Origin of the sequence: Microcoleus sp. PH2017_35_SFW_U_B (assembly GCF_020737865.1) — a bacterium.
GTDB lineage: Bacteria > Cyanobacteriota > Cyanobacteriia > Cyanobacteriales > Microcoleaceae > Microcoleus.
The window spans coordinates 24,731-40,270 of record NZ_JAEQDE010000070.1 but is presented as its reverse complement, the minus strand read 5'-3'; the positions used below and the strand labels follow the sequence as shown (position 1 = coordinate 40,270).

The window sequence follows — 15,540 nt, the reverse complement described above, 5'->3', positions numbered from 1 at the left end:
CACCCCCTTGATTATTAATTTTTAATACATATGGCAACAATAACTATTACCACAGAAATAATAGGATTGTCCCTTGGGCTGGCAACTCCAGTAAGTGCTGGACTTTGGTGGTTTTTCAGCTACTATAAAAAACAAATTGAATGGAATTTGCGGCGAGAGTTTTATCACGAAATTGACAGAGTAGTGATTGAGCAAAATCACTTAATTTGCTTTATAGAAAATAACGTACCCGGATATCAAAGGCTACAAATATCCGGAGAATACCGCAGCGTTTTTTTTCAGGGGTGCAATAGGATCGATGACAGGTAAGATTGCCGCTGGGGCGGTTGGATTTATTTTTATTTTTAGTAGCATCACGCTAGTATTCCTTGCGCTTGCCCAAAAAGAAACACCAACATCATTGCTGTCGTTGTCGCTGGGCTCTATGGCTTCGTTCGTCAGCCTATGCGTGCCGTCCCCTTTTCAGAGGTAAAAAAATATGGCTTTTATGCTAAGCAGCAAGGAATTCTTGGTAGCTGAAGGAAGCAAGGTTCGTGGCGCCGTACTCCGAAAGGGGGATGCTTCCCTTGCCGAAACCGTGATGATTTCTACTTCTAATAAAACCGCAAAAGCAGGTGTAGATTACGACCGCTTGGAAAAAGAAATAAAATTTTTGCCGGGAGAGCGACAGGTAAATTTTGACATTCAAACCCACCGCAACAATCAGCCTGATTTTCAAAAAGAGTTCACCATTCAATTGGTGAGAATTCCTCAAACCCATTATGGATACGCAGGGCAATTAGAATATCCGAATGTGGCGGTGGTCAAGATTTTTGATATGGATACCTAATTAAATGATAAAAATAACTATCACGCACCCCACACTTTTAAAATCCCGCCCGCTTCAATCTGAGAATTTAGATGTCAGCGAGAAGATTCCGCTTAATCCAGGAACGGAATATGAGCTAATTTCGTGCGATCGAGACCGAAATCACTGGCGGCTTCTGTTCCCCCAGTCCGCGAACAGACCGGGAATCTTTTTCGTATACGAAGGACACTGCAAAGTGCAGAATACCTCTGACGCCCGCTATACAAAAAATAATTTACCGGAGTCCGTCAGACTGAACGTTTTTTATCGATCGCAACTAGACAACTTTTACAACCCTACAGGTTCCTGTAACGTTACTTCCATCGCGATGTGCCTGGACTTTTTGAAGGTTCCCCGGCGCAAAAAGACGGGGCAATATGAAGATGAGCTCTACCAATATGCGATTGACCACGGTTATAGCCGCCACAGCCCCCAAGATTTAGCGAGGATCGTTAGAGATTACGGATCTCAGGATAGATTTACTGAGTGGGCGACGATAGAAGGCTGTCAGAAGCATTTGGCCAGTGGGAATCCGTGTGTCTTTCACGGTTACTTCACATCTTTCGGTCACATTTTAGTTGCCGCTGGCTACGACAAAAACGGATTTCTCGTCCATGACCCCTATGGCGAATGGTTCCCCACGGGCTACGACACAACTGTCAGCGGCGCGTACTTGCATTATTCTTACGATCTGATTCGCCGCACTTGTATGCCGGATGGGCAGTTTTGGGTACACCACATTTCCGCCTAGGCTAGTCTTCGATCGCTGCTTTTTCTAGCTCTTTTTTGAGCATCTTTGCGCTGCCTATGCTCTCTCCTATCTAACGGCTCTTTCTGCCAGCCGTTCCAAAAATTTTGCACCGACACACGGCGTGAGCGCCCAATCTGCGGCCATTTGAGCAATTGCTTGTGTGAGGGCGATCGACTTTGATTGGGGCTGGCCAACCATGTGACTTCTACCTTAGGTAAATTATCTAGTTTTTGCGGCGACTACGGGCGATATTTGAAGGAAGGCGGCAGACCTAACTTGGATTCCAGGCCTGTCGCTAAGTCGTCTACCGGGAATATTCGTTACACGTCTTGCGTGTTGCGAATATTTTACTATACTATGGCAATACCGAAAAACAAGAACGATTAACCGCCGTGTATCTAAGAAAAAGACTGAACATGACTCAAGAACAGGCTGCAAGGGCGCTTGGTATTCGCCCGGCTACGCTAAGTAGTTGGGAAACGGGAAGAACACCTCGTATGGCACCATCTTTAATTAAAAAAATGATGCAAATTTATGATTGTTCTCTTGACGATTTAATTGAAGCGTTTGAGAGTAAAGCCTCTGTTGATAGTTAAAAAAGAGGAACAATGACCAATTCATCTGACGACAAAACACTCGCATACCAGCGCAGAATTGAGGCACTGTACGCCAATGAAGCAACAGCTAATTTCAAGAAGGAATTCTGGCCCGCCGATCCTTTTGATGGAATTTTGGTAGATGCCACTTATCTTGATGTTCAAGATTTAGTAGCAATTCACAAAGCGGCTAAAACCTTAAAGGATCAAGGTAATGAAGCGTTTGTCAACAGTTTGATACTGTGCAAGCAGTCACCGCAAGGAGAGTGGGGCGCAATAGTTCGAGTCAGTCCGCTCTGGATTGATGCACACCGTAGTAGGAGGCGGAAAACCCGGGAAGCGTATATGGAATCAAGGCGGAAGGGTATTCGGCAATTGTGGCGCAAATCCTCAGCCCGGGAAGCTTGTATTATTCTCGGATGCGGTGGCGGCGCTTCCAGATGAAGAGAAGGTAAAAACAGAAGCCTGACTGCACGACTTCTTATATAGCAATAGATACAGGACTTCGATTGCTAACTTAAATGGTTCGTCAAAAAGTTCATAATTTTCGTACTTACCATTACCGTAAATTTTGTGAAGCGTAGCAGAATTTTCACGGATTTTGTCAAACGTTGTTTTGTTCATGTCGGCTGCCTTTTTTAGAATTCCGGAACTGATTTTTTATTAATTATCCCCGCATAATTGCGGAAAATGATCTCGGCTGAATTTCCCACCCACTTAGCTACTTGGGTAGGTGCGATTCCCGCTTCGAGACATTGCGATATGAAAGTGTGCCTCGTGTTGTACTGGGGTCTATAGGTCTCCAGTACACCATCTCGGACAAGTAGTTTGACCACTCCCTCATCTTTTCCCTTGCCGTACCAGGCGGTACGCAGGTCTTGGCGGCTGATCGGTGAGCCACCTGGACGAAGAAAGACAGAGGTATTAGCAATCGCATTTTCGGGCTTGATGGCCAACAGCAAAGCTCTGAGCTGGGAATTGCAGGGAAATTCGCGTCCTTCCGATTGCTTTGTCCCTTTTTTCCTTATGGCGCCGCCGACACCGAACACGATCGCCTCCTCGAAGCTGATTGAACTGCAATCTGATTTTATATGCTTCCACTGAAGCGCGATCGCTTCACTGGTACGACATCCGGTCAGGAAGAAAAATTTGATAAGTGGCGCCAAATAACTGAACTTACTAGATCCTGCAAAAGCTTGGAGTATTGCGTCTTTTTCCGCCAGAATAAATGGGTTGATTTTGAGCTTAGACTTTTTGCTCTTTATTTTGCACTTTCCATAAAATGGATTTACTCTCAGAATATTTCGCTCGACTGCCCATTCGCAAGCAGCATTAGCCTGCACCAGCAGTCGCCTCGCGGTGTCCGTGGGCTTGTTTTCCACCGCCCAATCCCTAATTTTTAAGGCTTCTTCGGGAAGCTGATAAGGGCAAGAAATGAGTTGCTTTAAATGACCTTGATACCCTTTCCACGTGGTCGGAGATACATTTTTTTTGCGAGAGTCAACGTATTTTTCGTAAATCTCTGGCAGCGTCAAACTCTTAGCCTGGGCAGCAGGCGTCGGCTCTTTTTGCCTATATTTTTCTAGAGTGATATCGAACGAGCCACTTAAGAAGTCAATTTCAATTTGCTTGGCTTTTAACTCGGCAAATTTTCGATTTTCTGGGTTATCGGAAATGCCTAAAGCAATTCTCTTGACACTTCTGCAATAAATCCGAGGCAATACCAAAGAAAGAGTTTGCCCCCGAACGCAAACTCTAATTGAATTTTTAGAAGTCCTCATTAACCGTCCTTGATGCTAGTTTGTGCCGTCGGGGTCTTTGTCATTAGGGTCGTAAAATCCATCAAAGTCGCAGTAATCACACCCGCATCCTTCGCACCTTGGGCATACAGTTAGCGGTGGGTACTCAATCTCAGATAGATCTGCTACTTGCTTAGGGCTCAACTTCTGAATCCGTTGCGGTGGTTGCCAGTTAGATCCCCAGTTTTGACGAAGTTTAGCGAGCGGAACCGGCTGTTCAAATAATTTGGGTTTTTCTACCCAAATTGCCATTGCGGCTTTCGCATCCTGGTAATAAGCGTCAAATTCACTTGGCGTAACTTTGGCTAAGTGCCCTTGATTCGTCGATTGCCACAAAATTTGTGGCGTCTTGCATTCACATTTACTGATAACCACTACCCCAATTGCTTCCCCAACTGGTAGCGTGGCATAAATTACAATTGTGTCGCCGGGGAGAAGAAGGCGACTAAACCCAGCCTTTCTGAGCTCGACACTCTTCCTGTTACTGGAATCAAAGAAAAGTTCCGCCCATTTTGGGCGGACTGAAATTATGAACGTGCGATCGGGATTCATTTCCACAAGCCTATATTTCTTACTAAAAGTTGCTACCAAATTTCAAGGTCAGCTCGGCAAGTTTTGCCTTGCCATCCGCGAATTTGCGTCCCTTCATTTTGGATTCAATACTAAATTGGGGCAAATCAAGAGTGAGTTGTACGTGCCAGATGGTTTTAAGTTCCGGTTTGCACTTTTTCCTTTTTCTATTCCTTTTTCTATTCCTTTTTCAATGTTCGGTGGTGAATTTTGCCCGCAGAAATCTCGCCCAAGCATTGCTTAGACTTGTGGATATGCGGATGATCGAAAGATTTGTGCGTGAAACCGACTAGACGACAGCAATATTCGACAGATACTCAGACAAAACTTGGAAGTATCTAACAACAGAATTTCGAGAAATTAACTCACGCTGCATTCGCTCATAAACCCCTCCCTCTTTGGTGATTAGATATCTAGGTGGGATACCGCAAATAGTGTGCCTGGAAACGGATAAAGCTTCGCAAAGCAATTCAATTTCGGTAGTATCACAGCCGACGCACTGAATATTAGAAAGGTGCTCGGAGGGTACTTGATAGTAGATGATTCTTCCGGGATGGGAGGACAACAAGCTCTTGTGATACAGGTTACCGCCGTCGATCAAGCAGGGAGGAATTTGAGTGGTGCGATACTTAGAGGCCGATTTATCGCTCAAAAGGCAAATATCATAAATCTCGGGTTCAACAATTTCTGGCTGAACAGATTCAAGCGGTATTTCTTCGGCGACAGGCTCAATCTCAACTGCTTCGGAAAGAACTTTAGCCACCCAACGAGATAAGGAAACTTTGGAATTTCTTTTCGGGGCTGACAGGGAGGTGGTGAAGGATTTGGCGAGGAAATCTACCATGTGCTTGAGTTCGCAAATCGATCGAGAAATTAGCTCGTCGATCAGGGATTCGGCGTTTTCAGTGGGTAGTCTGAGGTCGGGGAAATTGAGCTTGAACATTTCTACCTTTACTGATACGGCTGTTTTGTATTCGAGAGTGACTTGCATTGATTTGCTAAGGGGAATTGTAGGCCCGTCTCTCCGGGCTGTTACGCCACTTTTGTCAGTAAGTTTTAACATGGTAGGTGTCACCAGTATTAGTTAGTTAGTTAACAGACACGCTTACCGTTTACCCATACATTTTTGCTGAAGCCAATCCCGATCGATTCGATCGATTCTTCAGAAAGGTCTACACCTTCTGTAATTTCGCTGGTAGGGCCGTGATTAACTACTTTCCCAGCAATCCTGACTGTGTTGATATTGGTAATACGGTCAACTCCGATCGTGGATTGCGATTGATCTACGTGAACTTTTCTATTTCTAAACATGATTTTCAAGTCAGGGGTGGACATGACTTTGATTTAATTATCCACAGTGGCTCAAAGTCATAGAGGATAAGTCATTGGGCCATAGAAAAACTGTCCGAAGTATTGTTAGATCAACGCTAGTAAATTTGTAAGAGTGAAAAGAGGTCGCCGTCTTTCCGGCTGTCACCAGCCCACCAAACTGGCATCGAACCAGCAAGTCTTACTTTTTAGGGCAATTATTCAGGCAGTCAATCAGTAAGCTAGCCCTTGTTCCTTTCCGAGTGTCACCCAATCAGGGTTTGATTAAAGCCTTGTAAGCACCGTCGTAGCAGATCTTTCAGGTATCTGAGGCTGCTATCTCTCAGGGGTTTGGGCGGTGCTCGTTTTGGCTTGTAAGCTGATTGTAGCATTAATAGGACAAAATGGCTGGTCATTTTGGCTTTATATGAAGGCAAAAATAATCGGGACACCACAGAGGCATCCCGACATAGCTATACAGCAATTAAACTAGACTGCTCAGCTTCCACAAAGCCTGACAACGATACAGGTAGATCCTCCCACCGAACATTCAGGGCCTCACAGAGGTTCAGCCAATCTACACGAGTCATAGCCGGCTCATTGCCTAGATTTTCCCAGCGCTGCAAGGTTCTCAATGAAATTCGATTGTGTAGCCTAGCTACTAACTGCTCCCTGCTTAACCCTGCGCGCTCTCGCAATTGTCGCAACACAGTAATTTTCCTGGGTGAAGGTTTACTTTTCTCCTTTTCTGCCATAATATCAAATTACAAGCCAAATTGGCTAGCCAACTTGACTTAACCTATAAACAACCAGCGATCAGGCTTGAACTGGAACCTCAGCCCTTTCGCCACCCCTATTCTCTCAGCGATTCCGCCTAGCGCCAAATCCTGAGCCAACCCCACAATCCCCGGTATCTCGATCGACATGAAAACTCTCTTACCGCTAATTATCTGGCTGGCTATTGGTAGCGGATTTTACCCGTCGCCCGATCGGCCACCAGAAAGGGGTGGGGGTCGGCAGTTCCAGCAGCAGGAGGTACGAATGTAATCCAACGCGCAACAAACAGACTCTCCGTAACGCATATCTTTCTCTGCGGCGCCTCCGCCGCTTACTTACCTCACCACCAAAAAATGGATCTCCCAAACTTCGACGACGACGACTTCGACGAACAGATGAAAATCATCGCAGCCCAGGACGCAGAGATTTTCGCTCAGATGGAGCCTTTCATCGCGAGCCTAAACCACCACGAAAAGATGGCATTGGCTCTGAATGCGGTGGTGGCGATTGACAGATCTCACACCCAACTCTGCATCGTGCTACCCAGGCACGGAGTTCACCCCCCTCAGTTAAACATGGCGATCGCCATGCTGCGACATTTATCCCCTCAGACCCTGTGCGAGCTTGCAACCGACATTATTTCCGACGATTTCGATCTGGGCCTTGATACGGCTTCAAATCCAGAAGGGACAGGCGGCTATTACTTCTGCCCCAATTGCGACAGGAAGACAATGCACGATCTGATGCCGGTGAATTTGCCCAATTACGAGATGGATACGCTCCAAAAAATCGTCCAGGCGGAAGCAGATGTAGTGCCGACCTGTATTAACTGCTTGGAGAGAGCTAAGGAATAGAAATTAAATAATTTACACATATTTGTGGGATGGGCGTCCCACAAGAACAATCAAAAATGTAAGTTATTTAATTTTCATTCCTAATAGATACGAAAGAGAAGAATTAGCCCTTGATTAGCCAAAACTATGAAGCCCAGACCCGACCCGAACAAGTTCCCGCAGTGCCTGCGCGGTCGCGGCTACTGAAGCGAAGATTTTGCGCGATGGCATTCGTAGAGCCAAGATTATGAATTTTCTTGAGATAAACAAGAGTGCAACAATCTCACAAATAATTCACCATTTCAAACCCGAATCGATCGGAATCAGAACAGTCTGGGGCTGGCTCAAGCTACTTGAGACTGAGGGGAAAGTGCGGCACACTAGCAACACGAATATTTGGCTTTTGTCAAACAGCAGCAAGCAACCAAGAAAATGAAACTCAATGAAATACTTTATCGGCTTCTTGAAGCAGTAGAAAAGTTAGAGGACAACGAATCAGTCGGCAAGCAGTGGATCAAATCCATCAAGGAGATAGACAAATCAGTATCTACTGGCTACTCTTTAGTCGGTACGTTTATCTCGGAAAGCGAGGAATTGGAACCCGGCTTATATCTTATTTTCCAGGAAATCGATAGGCGCTTTTTCTTGAAAAAAACCTTCGTCAAATGGGATAGATCAAAAAAGCGAATGTGCGAGGACGAGAACGGAAATATAATTTTTGAGGCTCGTACAGTCGAAGAAATAGAAACAGCGAGAAGAGCCATCCTATTTGATTTTTCTGGCACCAGTGCAGAACTTTTGCACTGCACCTTTTTGCCTCAAAAATGGGCTAAAAAGCTTTGGGAGCCTATAACTGAATGGCTTGAATCGCAACCTAATCTCGAAACTAAAGTCAAATTCTGGGAGGCGGAAGTTGCAGAGCGTACAGATGCCCTGCGCCAAGCACAGCAACGACTAGAGGCCCTAAAGAGACAAATTGCCTCTGATGCTAAGGAGTTAGATCCTGAGACCAAGAAGTGGCTACAAACTGGCGCAGTTTTAGGTGGCAAAAAAAAAGCAATCGGAGAGCGATTGCTTTAAAGGTCTTAAATTTTCAAAAAAAAGTAACTACATTGTATCATGCTAACAGATAAACATCTACAAGAATTCGCAAAATCTGGCATTTCTAAAGAAATAGCCGAGTCTATTTTTCGCTCAGTTTCCGACCCCAAAGAAATCGCCGCATTTTTGGGGTGGCTAGCTTATCAAGGGCCGCCCGGATGGCTCTACGAAGGGATAGATCCAGTCACAGGCAAATCAACAGGCATTGGCCAATTCAAGCCCGACGGTGGCATCACTTTTCCTGATGGGAGCAAAGCTAAATACCTGAGCCAAAAAGGGGCGGACGGCAAGGGCAAATACGATGCTTCCTGCTTGCCTGTGCCGGGGATTGATTGGCAGGAAGTAGTTAACGATATCTCCATACCAGTGAGGGTTGCCGAAGGCGGCAAAAAATCAACATCTTCTATGCTTCATACCACCATGCCCACAATTGCACTGAGCGGCGTGGATATGGCGACTTACGGCCGCAGCGGACAGCTAACCCCTACGATGGCAGCAGTTGGCAGAGAGGGGCGAATTATCGAAATAGCTTACGATTCCGACATCATTGAAAATAAAAATGTCAGGGCTGCGGCGATCGCATTTGGCAAATCGCTGAAGAAAGTCGGCTGCACGGTCAAGATAAGGCTTTGGCCCCTGGAATGGGGGAAAGGGATTGATGATGCGATTGTAAACATAGGAGTTGAGAAGTTTGATCGGCAGTCCGCGGTGGTGGACTTTGACGAGTGGCTGAAGCCGACCAAGAAAGTCAAAGAGGCGATCGCAAATTCCGGCGAAACCGACGAGCCAGAAGTCAAAGAAAAGAAGATGCCCAAGCAGAGCATCATCGCAAAGGCGATCGCTGAAGCCTACCAAAATAAACTGGCATGGCGACCCACTTACAAGAGGTGGTACCGGTACGGAGCCGAAATAGATGGCTGCTGGAGCAATGAAGAGGAAGATTTTATCAGCCGCTTAATCAGCATGGAATTAAGCGCTAGAGGTCTTGAACACAGTGCCTCATACTTAGCAGGAATCCTTAAGCTAATGAAGGCTTTTTTAGCCGTAAAGAAGTGGGATTCAACTAGAAATTTATTGCCTGCCAAAAACGGAGTGATAGACCTAACAACCCTAAAATTGTCACCACACTCACCGGACTACAAACTAACTTGGCAACTTCCCTATAATTACGAGCCTAAAGCCGATTGCAAACCGATTACTGACTGGCTACTGGAAGTCACGAAAGGAAATAATTCCTTACTGGAATTACTGAGAAGCTTCCTGTATTCAATCGTTCACGGTCGCACCGACATTCACCGTTACCTCGAAATACTCGGTCCCAGCGGTTCCGGTAAGTCTACCTTCATGAAATTGGCAACAGCAATCGTAGGGGACAGAAACACACACATCACTAAACTTAAAAAATTAGAAGGCAATTTCGAGACTGCATCTTTAATGGATAAGCGGCTGGTACTAATAACAGACTCAGACAGGTACGGTGGCACAGTAGAAACCCTAAAAGCCTTAACTGGTGGCGATTCTATACCCTACGAAGAAAAATTCTTACAATCTAAAGAGGGATTTCATCCCGAATGTAAGGTAATCATCGCCTGCAACGAACCAATCCAAGCTCAAGATTATATTGCGCTTGAACGGCGTCGAATTACCGTACCCTTCGATAACAAGGTTAGCGTCGAAAATCAACGTAGCTTGATAGAAGAAGTCAATGGGGAAATGGTAGGAGAGTTCGTAAGTTACCTACCAGGATTACTAAATTGGGTATTAAATACTGGAAAAGAAACGGCAGAAAAGTATCTTAAGAAGACGGAAAAAATGGTTACTGGATACAGGAGGATTGCTATGCAAGCGATCGTGGCGACAAATCCGATTGCCGACTGGGCAGACCAACACTTGATTTACGAACAAGGGACACGCTTGCAGGTTGGCGTTGCCCAGAAAAACAACGGTGGCAGTAGTAATTCCTACCTTAATATCTCCTCATGGATGTATGCTTCTTATGCAGAATTTTGCGCTACCACAGGTACACATTTATTGAGTCTCAAACGCTTTATAATGCTGGCAAACGACTTATTTGTAAATCAGTTAAAACTCAATGTCCGCCACGCCAAAGATAGGGTGTGTGCGTTCTTTGAAAATTTAAAACTGCGATCGGAATTTGACGAATGTGGTGGATTAATTAGCGGAGAAATACCGGTGTCTACACCTGAAACACCGGTGTCTACACCTGAAACACCGGTGTCTACACCACTTCCTACACCACCAGCAGATCCAGACTGGGGGAAATTTCCCAGCGCCACAACCGATTCACGTGAAACCCGAAAAAACAAAGCGCTTGCCTGTCGCAATCAATTATTGAAGGCAATGGCGATCGCAAACTGCCACAAGGATTTTGTGCCCTTGCAAAGCCGTTGGACGTGGGGAGAGGTTAGCTGGGTATCGAAAAATCTATTCACCGCCGAGCAGGCACGGAAATTTATGGCAATCATGGAAACCAAACAACAAGAGCTAGATCTTGGTCAATAGGTGTTGACTAACGACTAATGACCAACATAAAGGAGTAAACATAATGACAAAAACACGAGACGAAATTCTTGGTCAGTGGGAAAATCTGATGGGGGAAACTTATTATCTTCAGTGCAGAGTAGGCGATCTTGTGGATGAATTCGACCTTGTAGAAGACAGGCTGGGATGGAGAAGCATGGGGATAGCTTCTTTCATCCAGTCAGAATCAAAATTTATCCCAGGCCAGTCCAAATTCAGCCCAGGCAGACTTTTTAAAAAAACAACGCTATTGTTTCCGGCCGGATTTCTCACAACAGAAGAAATCCAAATTTGCCTGGGCGATCGGCGGATAGGAAAAATGCTTGCTGAATTCACAGATGTTATCAGGAGCCAAATTAGAAAAGCTGCCAGCGGGCGGACGCGGGATGAAGATATGCTCGACCAGCCGCTAATAAGGAATTTGCGAGAAGCTTTTGAGGATGAGCACGGCGAACACCCCGACGCTCAGCTTATTGGATGGCATCAAATTGAGGAAAGGCTAAACCAGTATATTGTGGACATACAAAAAGAATGGCGCAAAAAACTAAAACGTAGGTAGCACAGCACAAACTTACCACCCTTATTAAGGGGACGATGAGCACCACGGTACGATGTGACAAAAAGTTAACCGCCAGACGACTACCTTGTTAGCACTCAGTATCAACTACTAATATGTTGAGGCACGGCTGCGGGTACTATTTGGCGGCCAAGGGGATAGACACCGGGGCGATTCAAGATTATCTGGGACACGCTAATATTAGCCACACAGTCCGCTACACCCAGCTAGCACCGCAGCGTTTTCAAGGGTTCTGAGAGGATTAAAAATACTTTTCTGTAATCCTTGACAGTTACCTAAAAGTTACTTATATTAGTTACATAGTCTTGTAGGTAACGGTTAGGTAACTTATGGCAATTCCATCGGTAGTGCAGGGGCAGGGGACGATCAAGACAGAGGACGGCAAGGTAATTGAGCTAGATTCTCCAAAAGGTTCTACATGGTTGGAGTCGATCGGCTCTTTCAGATTTGAGCCAGTCGGGGCAAACAAGCCCTACACAGTCCGCAAGGAATCGAACAAAGGGGGCGACTATTGGTATGGTTACAGAAAGATGTCGGGCAAGTTACATAAAAAGTACATCGGCAAAACCTCTGAGCTAAGCACAGCAAAGCTTGAAGAGGTTGCAGAGGCGCTGAATACTTTCCCACAACCACGGGTTACAGACAAAGTTACAGATACATCTAACCAGGGAGTTGCATATACGGTTACAGACAACCGCGACGCTGACAGATTGACGGCTTTAGAATTACAGGTGAAAGCGCTGCAAGAATCTGAAGCTTTGAGGAGTGGACTGCCGAGAAAGTTCGAGTCGGGTAATTTTGAAGAATTGCCTACGGCTACAGATAATGAGTTACAGACTGCTATAGGTAACTTACAGGTAACTCTTTTGAGATTAGAATTGGAAAATCAATCTCTAAATGAGGAGTTGGCAGCAGCGCGGGAAACTATCGCGACACAAGCTCTTTTGGTCCGAGATGGCGCGGATTGTGAGTGGAAATTAAAGCAAGATTTAGAGGGTGCTAAGGCGGACTACGTCAAACTTCTAGAATCCAGTAGCCACATAAAAGCCGATCGCGAAAAACAAATCACAGAATTACGGTCGCAAGTTGCGACCGAGCGCGCCGATCGAGAAGAAGTCGAGACACAACTCACCGACTTGAAACAAAATTCAGCCACTGCCAGCAAAGATTTACCAGATGCAGCCGACTTGCTTAACCAGTTGAAAGCTAAGTGGAAAAAGTCGGAAACTAAGCGGAAGGAGCCGAAGGCGGACTTGGCAGACTTAGACTTTGTTTTAGAGATTTTGGAAGGCTGAAGCGACAAAACTTTACAGCCACCGCTTGACAAGGTGGCTGTAGTATCTCCTGGATGCACAGTATAAATTTGCCCCCTTGATAAAGGGGCAACGAGCAGTCCATAAGCTATGGGCTGCTTTTGCATTTGTGGTGGCACAATCAACGCATTTCCGGGATTTGTGGTGGATGTGGCGCGCAAATGCCATGAAATTTAAAAATATAAATTTATAAAATCTAAAATCTAAAATCTAAAATCTAAAATCTAAAAAATATTTACTTTTAATTTAAAAACCCACCACATCCACCACATCCACCACCATCAATAGTTCCAGCCACCACAGTGCCACCACAATCGCTGTAATCCACCACATTCGTCAACCACCGCCGGAAAAACAGAGAGGCCGGCAATGAAGACAAATTGATGCCTGTCATTGCCGACCTCTGTGGTGCTTTTGAGGGTGTTTTTAGCTTATTTTGAGTCCAGATTTGAGCCAAGTTGTGGCTTTGCCTGTCTCGAAATAGCTGAAACCCAAAGCCGATGGCGGGATTTGAACCCGCGACCGATCGATTACGAATCGATTACTCTACCACTGAGCTACATCGGCAAGACGATTATGCATAATAGCACAAATTCAACAAAAAAGCAATGAGCTGTAGAATTTCATGAAAAACTCCACAACCCAAAACTCATAACTTGTTAAACCGCAAGTTCTCCGTCTGTTGAGCCGCCGCGGGCACCGGAATAAACCAAGCCACGCTGCATATCCAGCGTCAGCATCGTGCCGTCCCGAATTACCCGCATGGCATTCTCCACACCCACCATCACCGGCACGCCCAAACGCAAACCGATAATCGCGGCGTGAGAAGTCAAACTTTCCTCCTCCGTTACCACACCAGCGGCTTTGCGAATCATCTCCACAAACTCGGCGCTGGTGCGTTCTACTACTAAAATGTCTCCTGCGTGGAAATTGGCTACATCCGCAGCAGTGCGAGCAACTCTGGCCATGCCGCTCACAGATCCTAAACCGACACCGGTGCCTTTGCCTAAAACGGCTGTGACTACCTCAATTTTGATCAAATCCGTCGAGCCGGCAACCCCTTGCTGAGTACCGGCTGTCATCACTACTAAATCTCCGTCGCACAGGAACTCTTTTTCTTGGGCGACATTAATGGCAGATTGAAATGTTTGGCCTGTTGAGGGCAAATCCAGCACCAGTAATGGTTTGACTCCCCATACTAATTGCAGTTGTCGGGCTACGTCTACGTGGGGAGTAACGGCCAAAATCGGTGTTTTGGGTCGGAATTTCGAGACGTTGCGGGCTGTAGCGCCGGTTTTGGTCAGCGTCATGATGGCCGCTGCGTTTAACTGTTCGGAGATTTGGCTGACTGCTTGGCTGATGCCGTTGGTGATCGATCGACCAACATCTTCTACATTTCTAATATTGCCCCTAATTCCTTCCCTCTCCATCCGCACTGCAATTCTCGCCATCGTCGCCACCGCTTCGACGGGGAAACTGCCGACTGCTGTTTCATTGGAGAGCATTACCGCATCGGTTCCGTCCAGAATCGCGTTGGCTACGTCGGAAATCTCGGCGCGGGTAGGACGGGGATTGTTGACCATGCTGTCGAGCATCTGGGTAGCGGTAATCACCGGAATCCCCATGCGGTTGGAAGTTGCAATCAAGCGCTTTTGCAAAATCGGCACATCTTCGGCGGGGAGTTCTACGCCCAAATCGCCCCGGGCGACCATCACGCCGTTGCAAAGGGCGAGAATTTCTTCCATTTGTTCGATCGCCTCGTGCTTTTCGATCTTAGCAATTACCGGTACTTGCTTGCCCGCACTGGCAATCAGTTCTTTAATTTCGAGCATATCCTGGGGATTCCGCACGAAGCTGAGGGCTACCCAATCGACACCTTGGTCGAGGCCAAACATTAAATCTTTGCGGTCTTTATCCGTGAGCGCTTTAATTGACAGGTATACGCCCGGAAAATTCACGCCTTTGTTGTTGGAAAGCGGGCCGCCGACAACGACGCGACAGTACAATTCTCCCGCGCCGCGGTCTACTTTTTCCACACGCATTTCCACTTTTCCGTCGTCGAGCAGAATTACGGCTCCCTCTGGGACTTCCGAAGCTAGGGGTTCGTAGGTGACGGAGGAAATCAGCTCTGTGCCGGCTACCGGGCGGCTGGTCAAAATGAAAGGATCGCCGTTTTTGACAACTATAGAGCCTGTTTCAAAGCGCCCCAAACGAATTTTTGGGCCTTGAAGGTCTTGGAGGATGGCGACCGGCTGGTTGAGTTCAAAGGACGTTTGTCTGATTAAGCGAATGCTGCGCTGGTGGTCATCTTCTGTTCCGTGGGAAAAGTTGAGTCGCAAAGTTGTGGCGCCAGCTTCTATGAGGTTGCGGAGCACTTCTGGGTCGGATGTTGCTGGGCCAATGGTGGCTACAATTTTAGTTCGGCGTAGGGCTTTTGGCAGTTGCATGAATTGAGATGGGGTGGCTGGAGGATTTCTAGTTTAAATTTCGGCTAACTTTTCATCTTTCAGTACAAGCAATGACGCTA

The 15,540-nt window shown here is 46.3% G+C and carries 20 protein-coding genes and 1 tRNA gene; 12 read left to right on the top strand and 9 right to left on the bottom strand.

Annotated features, from left to right (window positions below):
- Positions 1 to 30 precede the first annotated feature (30 nt).
- From JGK36_RS20010 to JGK36_RS20000, 3 genes are all read left to right on the top strand, one after another.
- A complete protein-coding gene (locus JGK36_RS20010; RefSeq protein WP_293177675.1) occupies positions 31 to 309 on the top strand; it encodes a hypothetical protein in 279 nt (92 codons plus the stop codon).
- Between the two features lie 169 nt (positions 310 to 478).
- On the top strand, positions 479 to 829 hold the full coding sequence (locus JGK36_RS20005; protein ID WP_293177672.1) for a Calx-beta domain-containing protein: 351 nt from the start codon (positions 479 to 481) through the stop codon (positions 827 to 829).
- Between the two features lie 4 nt (positions 830 to 833).
- A complete protein-coding gene (locus JGK36_RS20000) occupies positions 834 to 1,598 on the top strand; it encodes a C39 family peptidase (protein WP_293177669.1) in 765 nt (254 codons plus the stop codon).
- Positions 1,599 to 1,664: 66 nt separating this feature from the next.
- On the opposite strand, the gene JGK36_RS19995 is transcribed toward JGK36_RS20000, so the two are convergent.
- Entirely contained in the window at positions 1,665 to 1,796 is a 132-nt protein-coding gene (locus JGK36_RS19995) for a hypothetical protein (RefSeq protein ID WP_293177666.1), read from the bottom strand.
- A gap of 194 nt (positions 1,797 to 1,990) precedes the next feature.
- Here JGK36_RS19995 and JGK36_RS19990 point away from each other — a divergent pair, with 194 nt between their 5' ends.
- Complete coding sequence (locus JGK36_RS19990; protein ID WP_293177808.1) at positions 1,991 to 2,194, top strand: helix-turn-helix transcriptional regulator; 204 nt, start codon at positions 1,991 to 1,993, stop codon at positions 2,192 to 2,194.
- Between the two features lie 12 nt (positions 2,195 to 2,206).
- A complete protein-coding gene (locus JGK36_RS19985; protein WP_293177663.1) occupies positions 2,207 to 2,638 on the top strand; it encodes a hypothetical protein in 432 nt (143 codons plus the stop codon).
- Positions 2,639 to 2,832: 194 nt separating this feature from the next.
- Here JGK36_RS19985 and xerC read toward each other — a convergent pair whose 3' ends face one another.
- The 5 genes from xerC to JGK36_RS19960 all read right to left on the bottom strand — a co-directional run bounded on the left by xerC (position 2,833) and on the right by JGK36_RS19960 (position 6,626).
- Complete coding sequence (xerC, locus tag JGK36_RS19980) at positions 2,833 to 3,975, bottom strand: tyrosine-type recombinase/integrase (protein ID WP_293197564.1); 1,143 nt, start codon at positions 3,973 to 3,975, stop codon at positions 2,833 to 2,835.
- 15 nt (positions 3,976 to 3,990) lie between these two features.
- Positions 3,991 to 4,551, bottom strand: coding sequence for a hypothetical protein (locus JGK36_RS19975; RefSeq protein ID WP_293197562.1), 561 nt, complete (start codon positions 4,549 to 4,551; stop codon positions 3,991 to 3,993).
- Positions 4,552 to 4,852: 301 nt separating this feature from the next.
- The gene (locus JGK36_RS19970; RefSeq protein ID WP_293197560.1) at positions 4,853 to 5,626 is read right to left on the bottom strand and encodes a hypothetical protein; all 774 of its coding nucleotides are present in this window, start codon (positions 5,624 to 5,626) and stop codon (positions 4,853 to 4,855) included.
- A gap of 29 nt (positions 5,627 to 5,655) precedes the next feature.
- Positions 5,656 to 5,874, bottom strand: a complete 219-nt coding sequence (locus JGK36_RS19965) for a hypothetical protein (RefSeq protein ID WP_293177629.1) — start codon at positions 5,872 to 5,874, stop codon at positions 5,656 to 5,658.
- 470 nt (positions 5,875 to 6,344) lie between these two features.
- On the bottom strand, positions 6,345 to 6,626 hold the full coding sequence (locus tag JGK36_RS19960; RefSeq protein WP_293177626.1) for a helix-turn-helix transcriptional regulator: 282 nt from the start codon (positions 6,624 to 6,626) through the stop codon (positions 6,345 to 6,347).
- Positions 6,627 to 6,795: 169 nt separating this feature from the next.
- Here JGK36_RS19960 and JGK36_RS19955 point away from each other — a divergent pair, with 169 nt between their 5' ends.
- From JGK36_RS19955 to JGK36_RS19925, 7 genes are all read left to right on the top strand, one after another.
- On the top strand, positions 6,796 to 6,918 hold the full coding sequence (locus JGK36_RS19955) for a hypothetical protein (protein ID WP_293177620.1): 123 nt from the start codon (positions 6,796 to 6,798) through the stop codon (positions 6,916 to 6,918).
- Positions 6,919 to 7,085: 167 nt separating this feature from the next.
- Positions 7,086 to 7,502 carry a hypothetical protein gene (locus JGK36_RS19950; protein WP_293197558.1) on the top strand — a complete coding sequence of 139 codons (417 nt, stop codon included), beginning with the start codon at positions 7,086 to 7,088 and terminating at the stop codon, positions 7,500 to 7,502.
- A 375-nt stretch (positions 7,503 to 7,877) separates the two neighbouring features.
- Positions 7,878 to 8,561 carry a hypothetical protein gene (locus tag JGK36_RS19945; RefSeq protein ID WP_293197556.1) on the top strand — a complete coding sequence of 228 codons (684 nt, stop codon included), beginning with the start codon at positions 7,878 to 7,880 and terminating at the stop codon, positions 8,559 to 8,561.
- Between the two features lie 39 nt (positions 8,562 to 8,600).
- Positions 8,601 to 11,105, top strand: a complete 2,505-nt coding sequence (locus JGK36_RS19940; protein ID WP_293177612.1) for a phage/plasmid primase, P4 family — start codon at positions 8,601 to 8,603, stop codon at positions 11,103 to 11,105.
- Positions 11,106 to 11,148: 43 nt separating this feature from the next.
- On the top strand, positions 11,149 to 11,682 hold the full coding sequence (locus tag JGK36_RS19935) for a hypothetical protein (protein WP_293177609.1): 534 nt from the start codon (positions 11,149 to 11,151) through the stop codon (positions 11,680 to 11,682).
- Positions 11,683 to 11,795: 113 nt separating this feature from the next.
- A complete protein-coding gene (locus JGK36_RS19930; protein WP_293177606.1) occupies positions 11,796 to 11,936 on the top strand; it encodes a tyrosine-type recombinase/integrase in 141 nt (46 codons plus the stop codon).
- Positions 11,937 to 12,029: 93 nt separating this feature from the next.
- Positions 12,030 to 12,995: a hypothetical protein gene (locus JGK36_RS19925; protein WP_293177603.1), complete on the top strand. Its 966-nt coding sequence runs from the start codon at positions 12,030 to 12,032 to the stop codon at positions 12,993 to 12,995.
- A gap of 259 nt (positions 12,996 to 13,254) precedes the next feature.
- On the opposite strand, the gene JGK36_RS19920 is transcribed toward JGK36_RS19925, so the two are convergent.
- The 3 genes from JGK36_RS19920 to pyk form a co-directional block, all read right to left on the bottom strand.
- The gene (locus JGK36_RS19920; protein WP_293177600.1) at positions 13,255 to 13,407 is read right to left on the bottom strand and encodes a hypothetical protein; all 153 of its coding nucleotides are present in this window, start codon (positions 13,405 to 13,407) and stop codon (positions 13,255 to 13,257) included.
- Positions 13,408 to 13,508: 101 nt separating this feature from the next.
- Positions 13,509 to 13,580 (bottom strand) — tRNA-Thr (locus JGK36_RS19915).
- Between the two features lie 92 nt (positions 13,581 to 13,672).
- Complete coding sequence (gene pyk / locus JGK36_RS19910) at positions 13,673 to 15,460, bottom strand: pyruvate kinase (protein ID WP_293177597.1); 1,788 nt, start codon at positions 15,458 to 15,460, stop codon at positions 13,673 to 13,675.
- Positions 15,461 to 15,540: the final 80 nt, after the last annotated feature.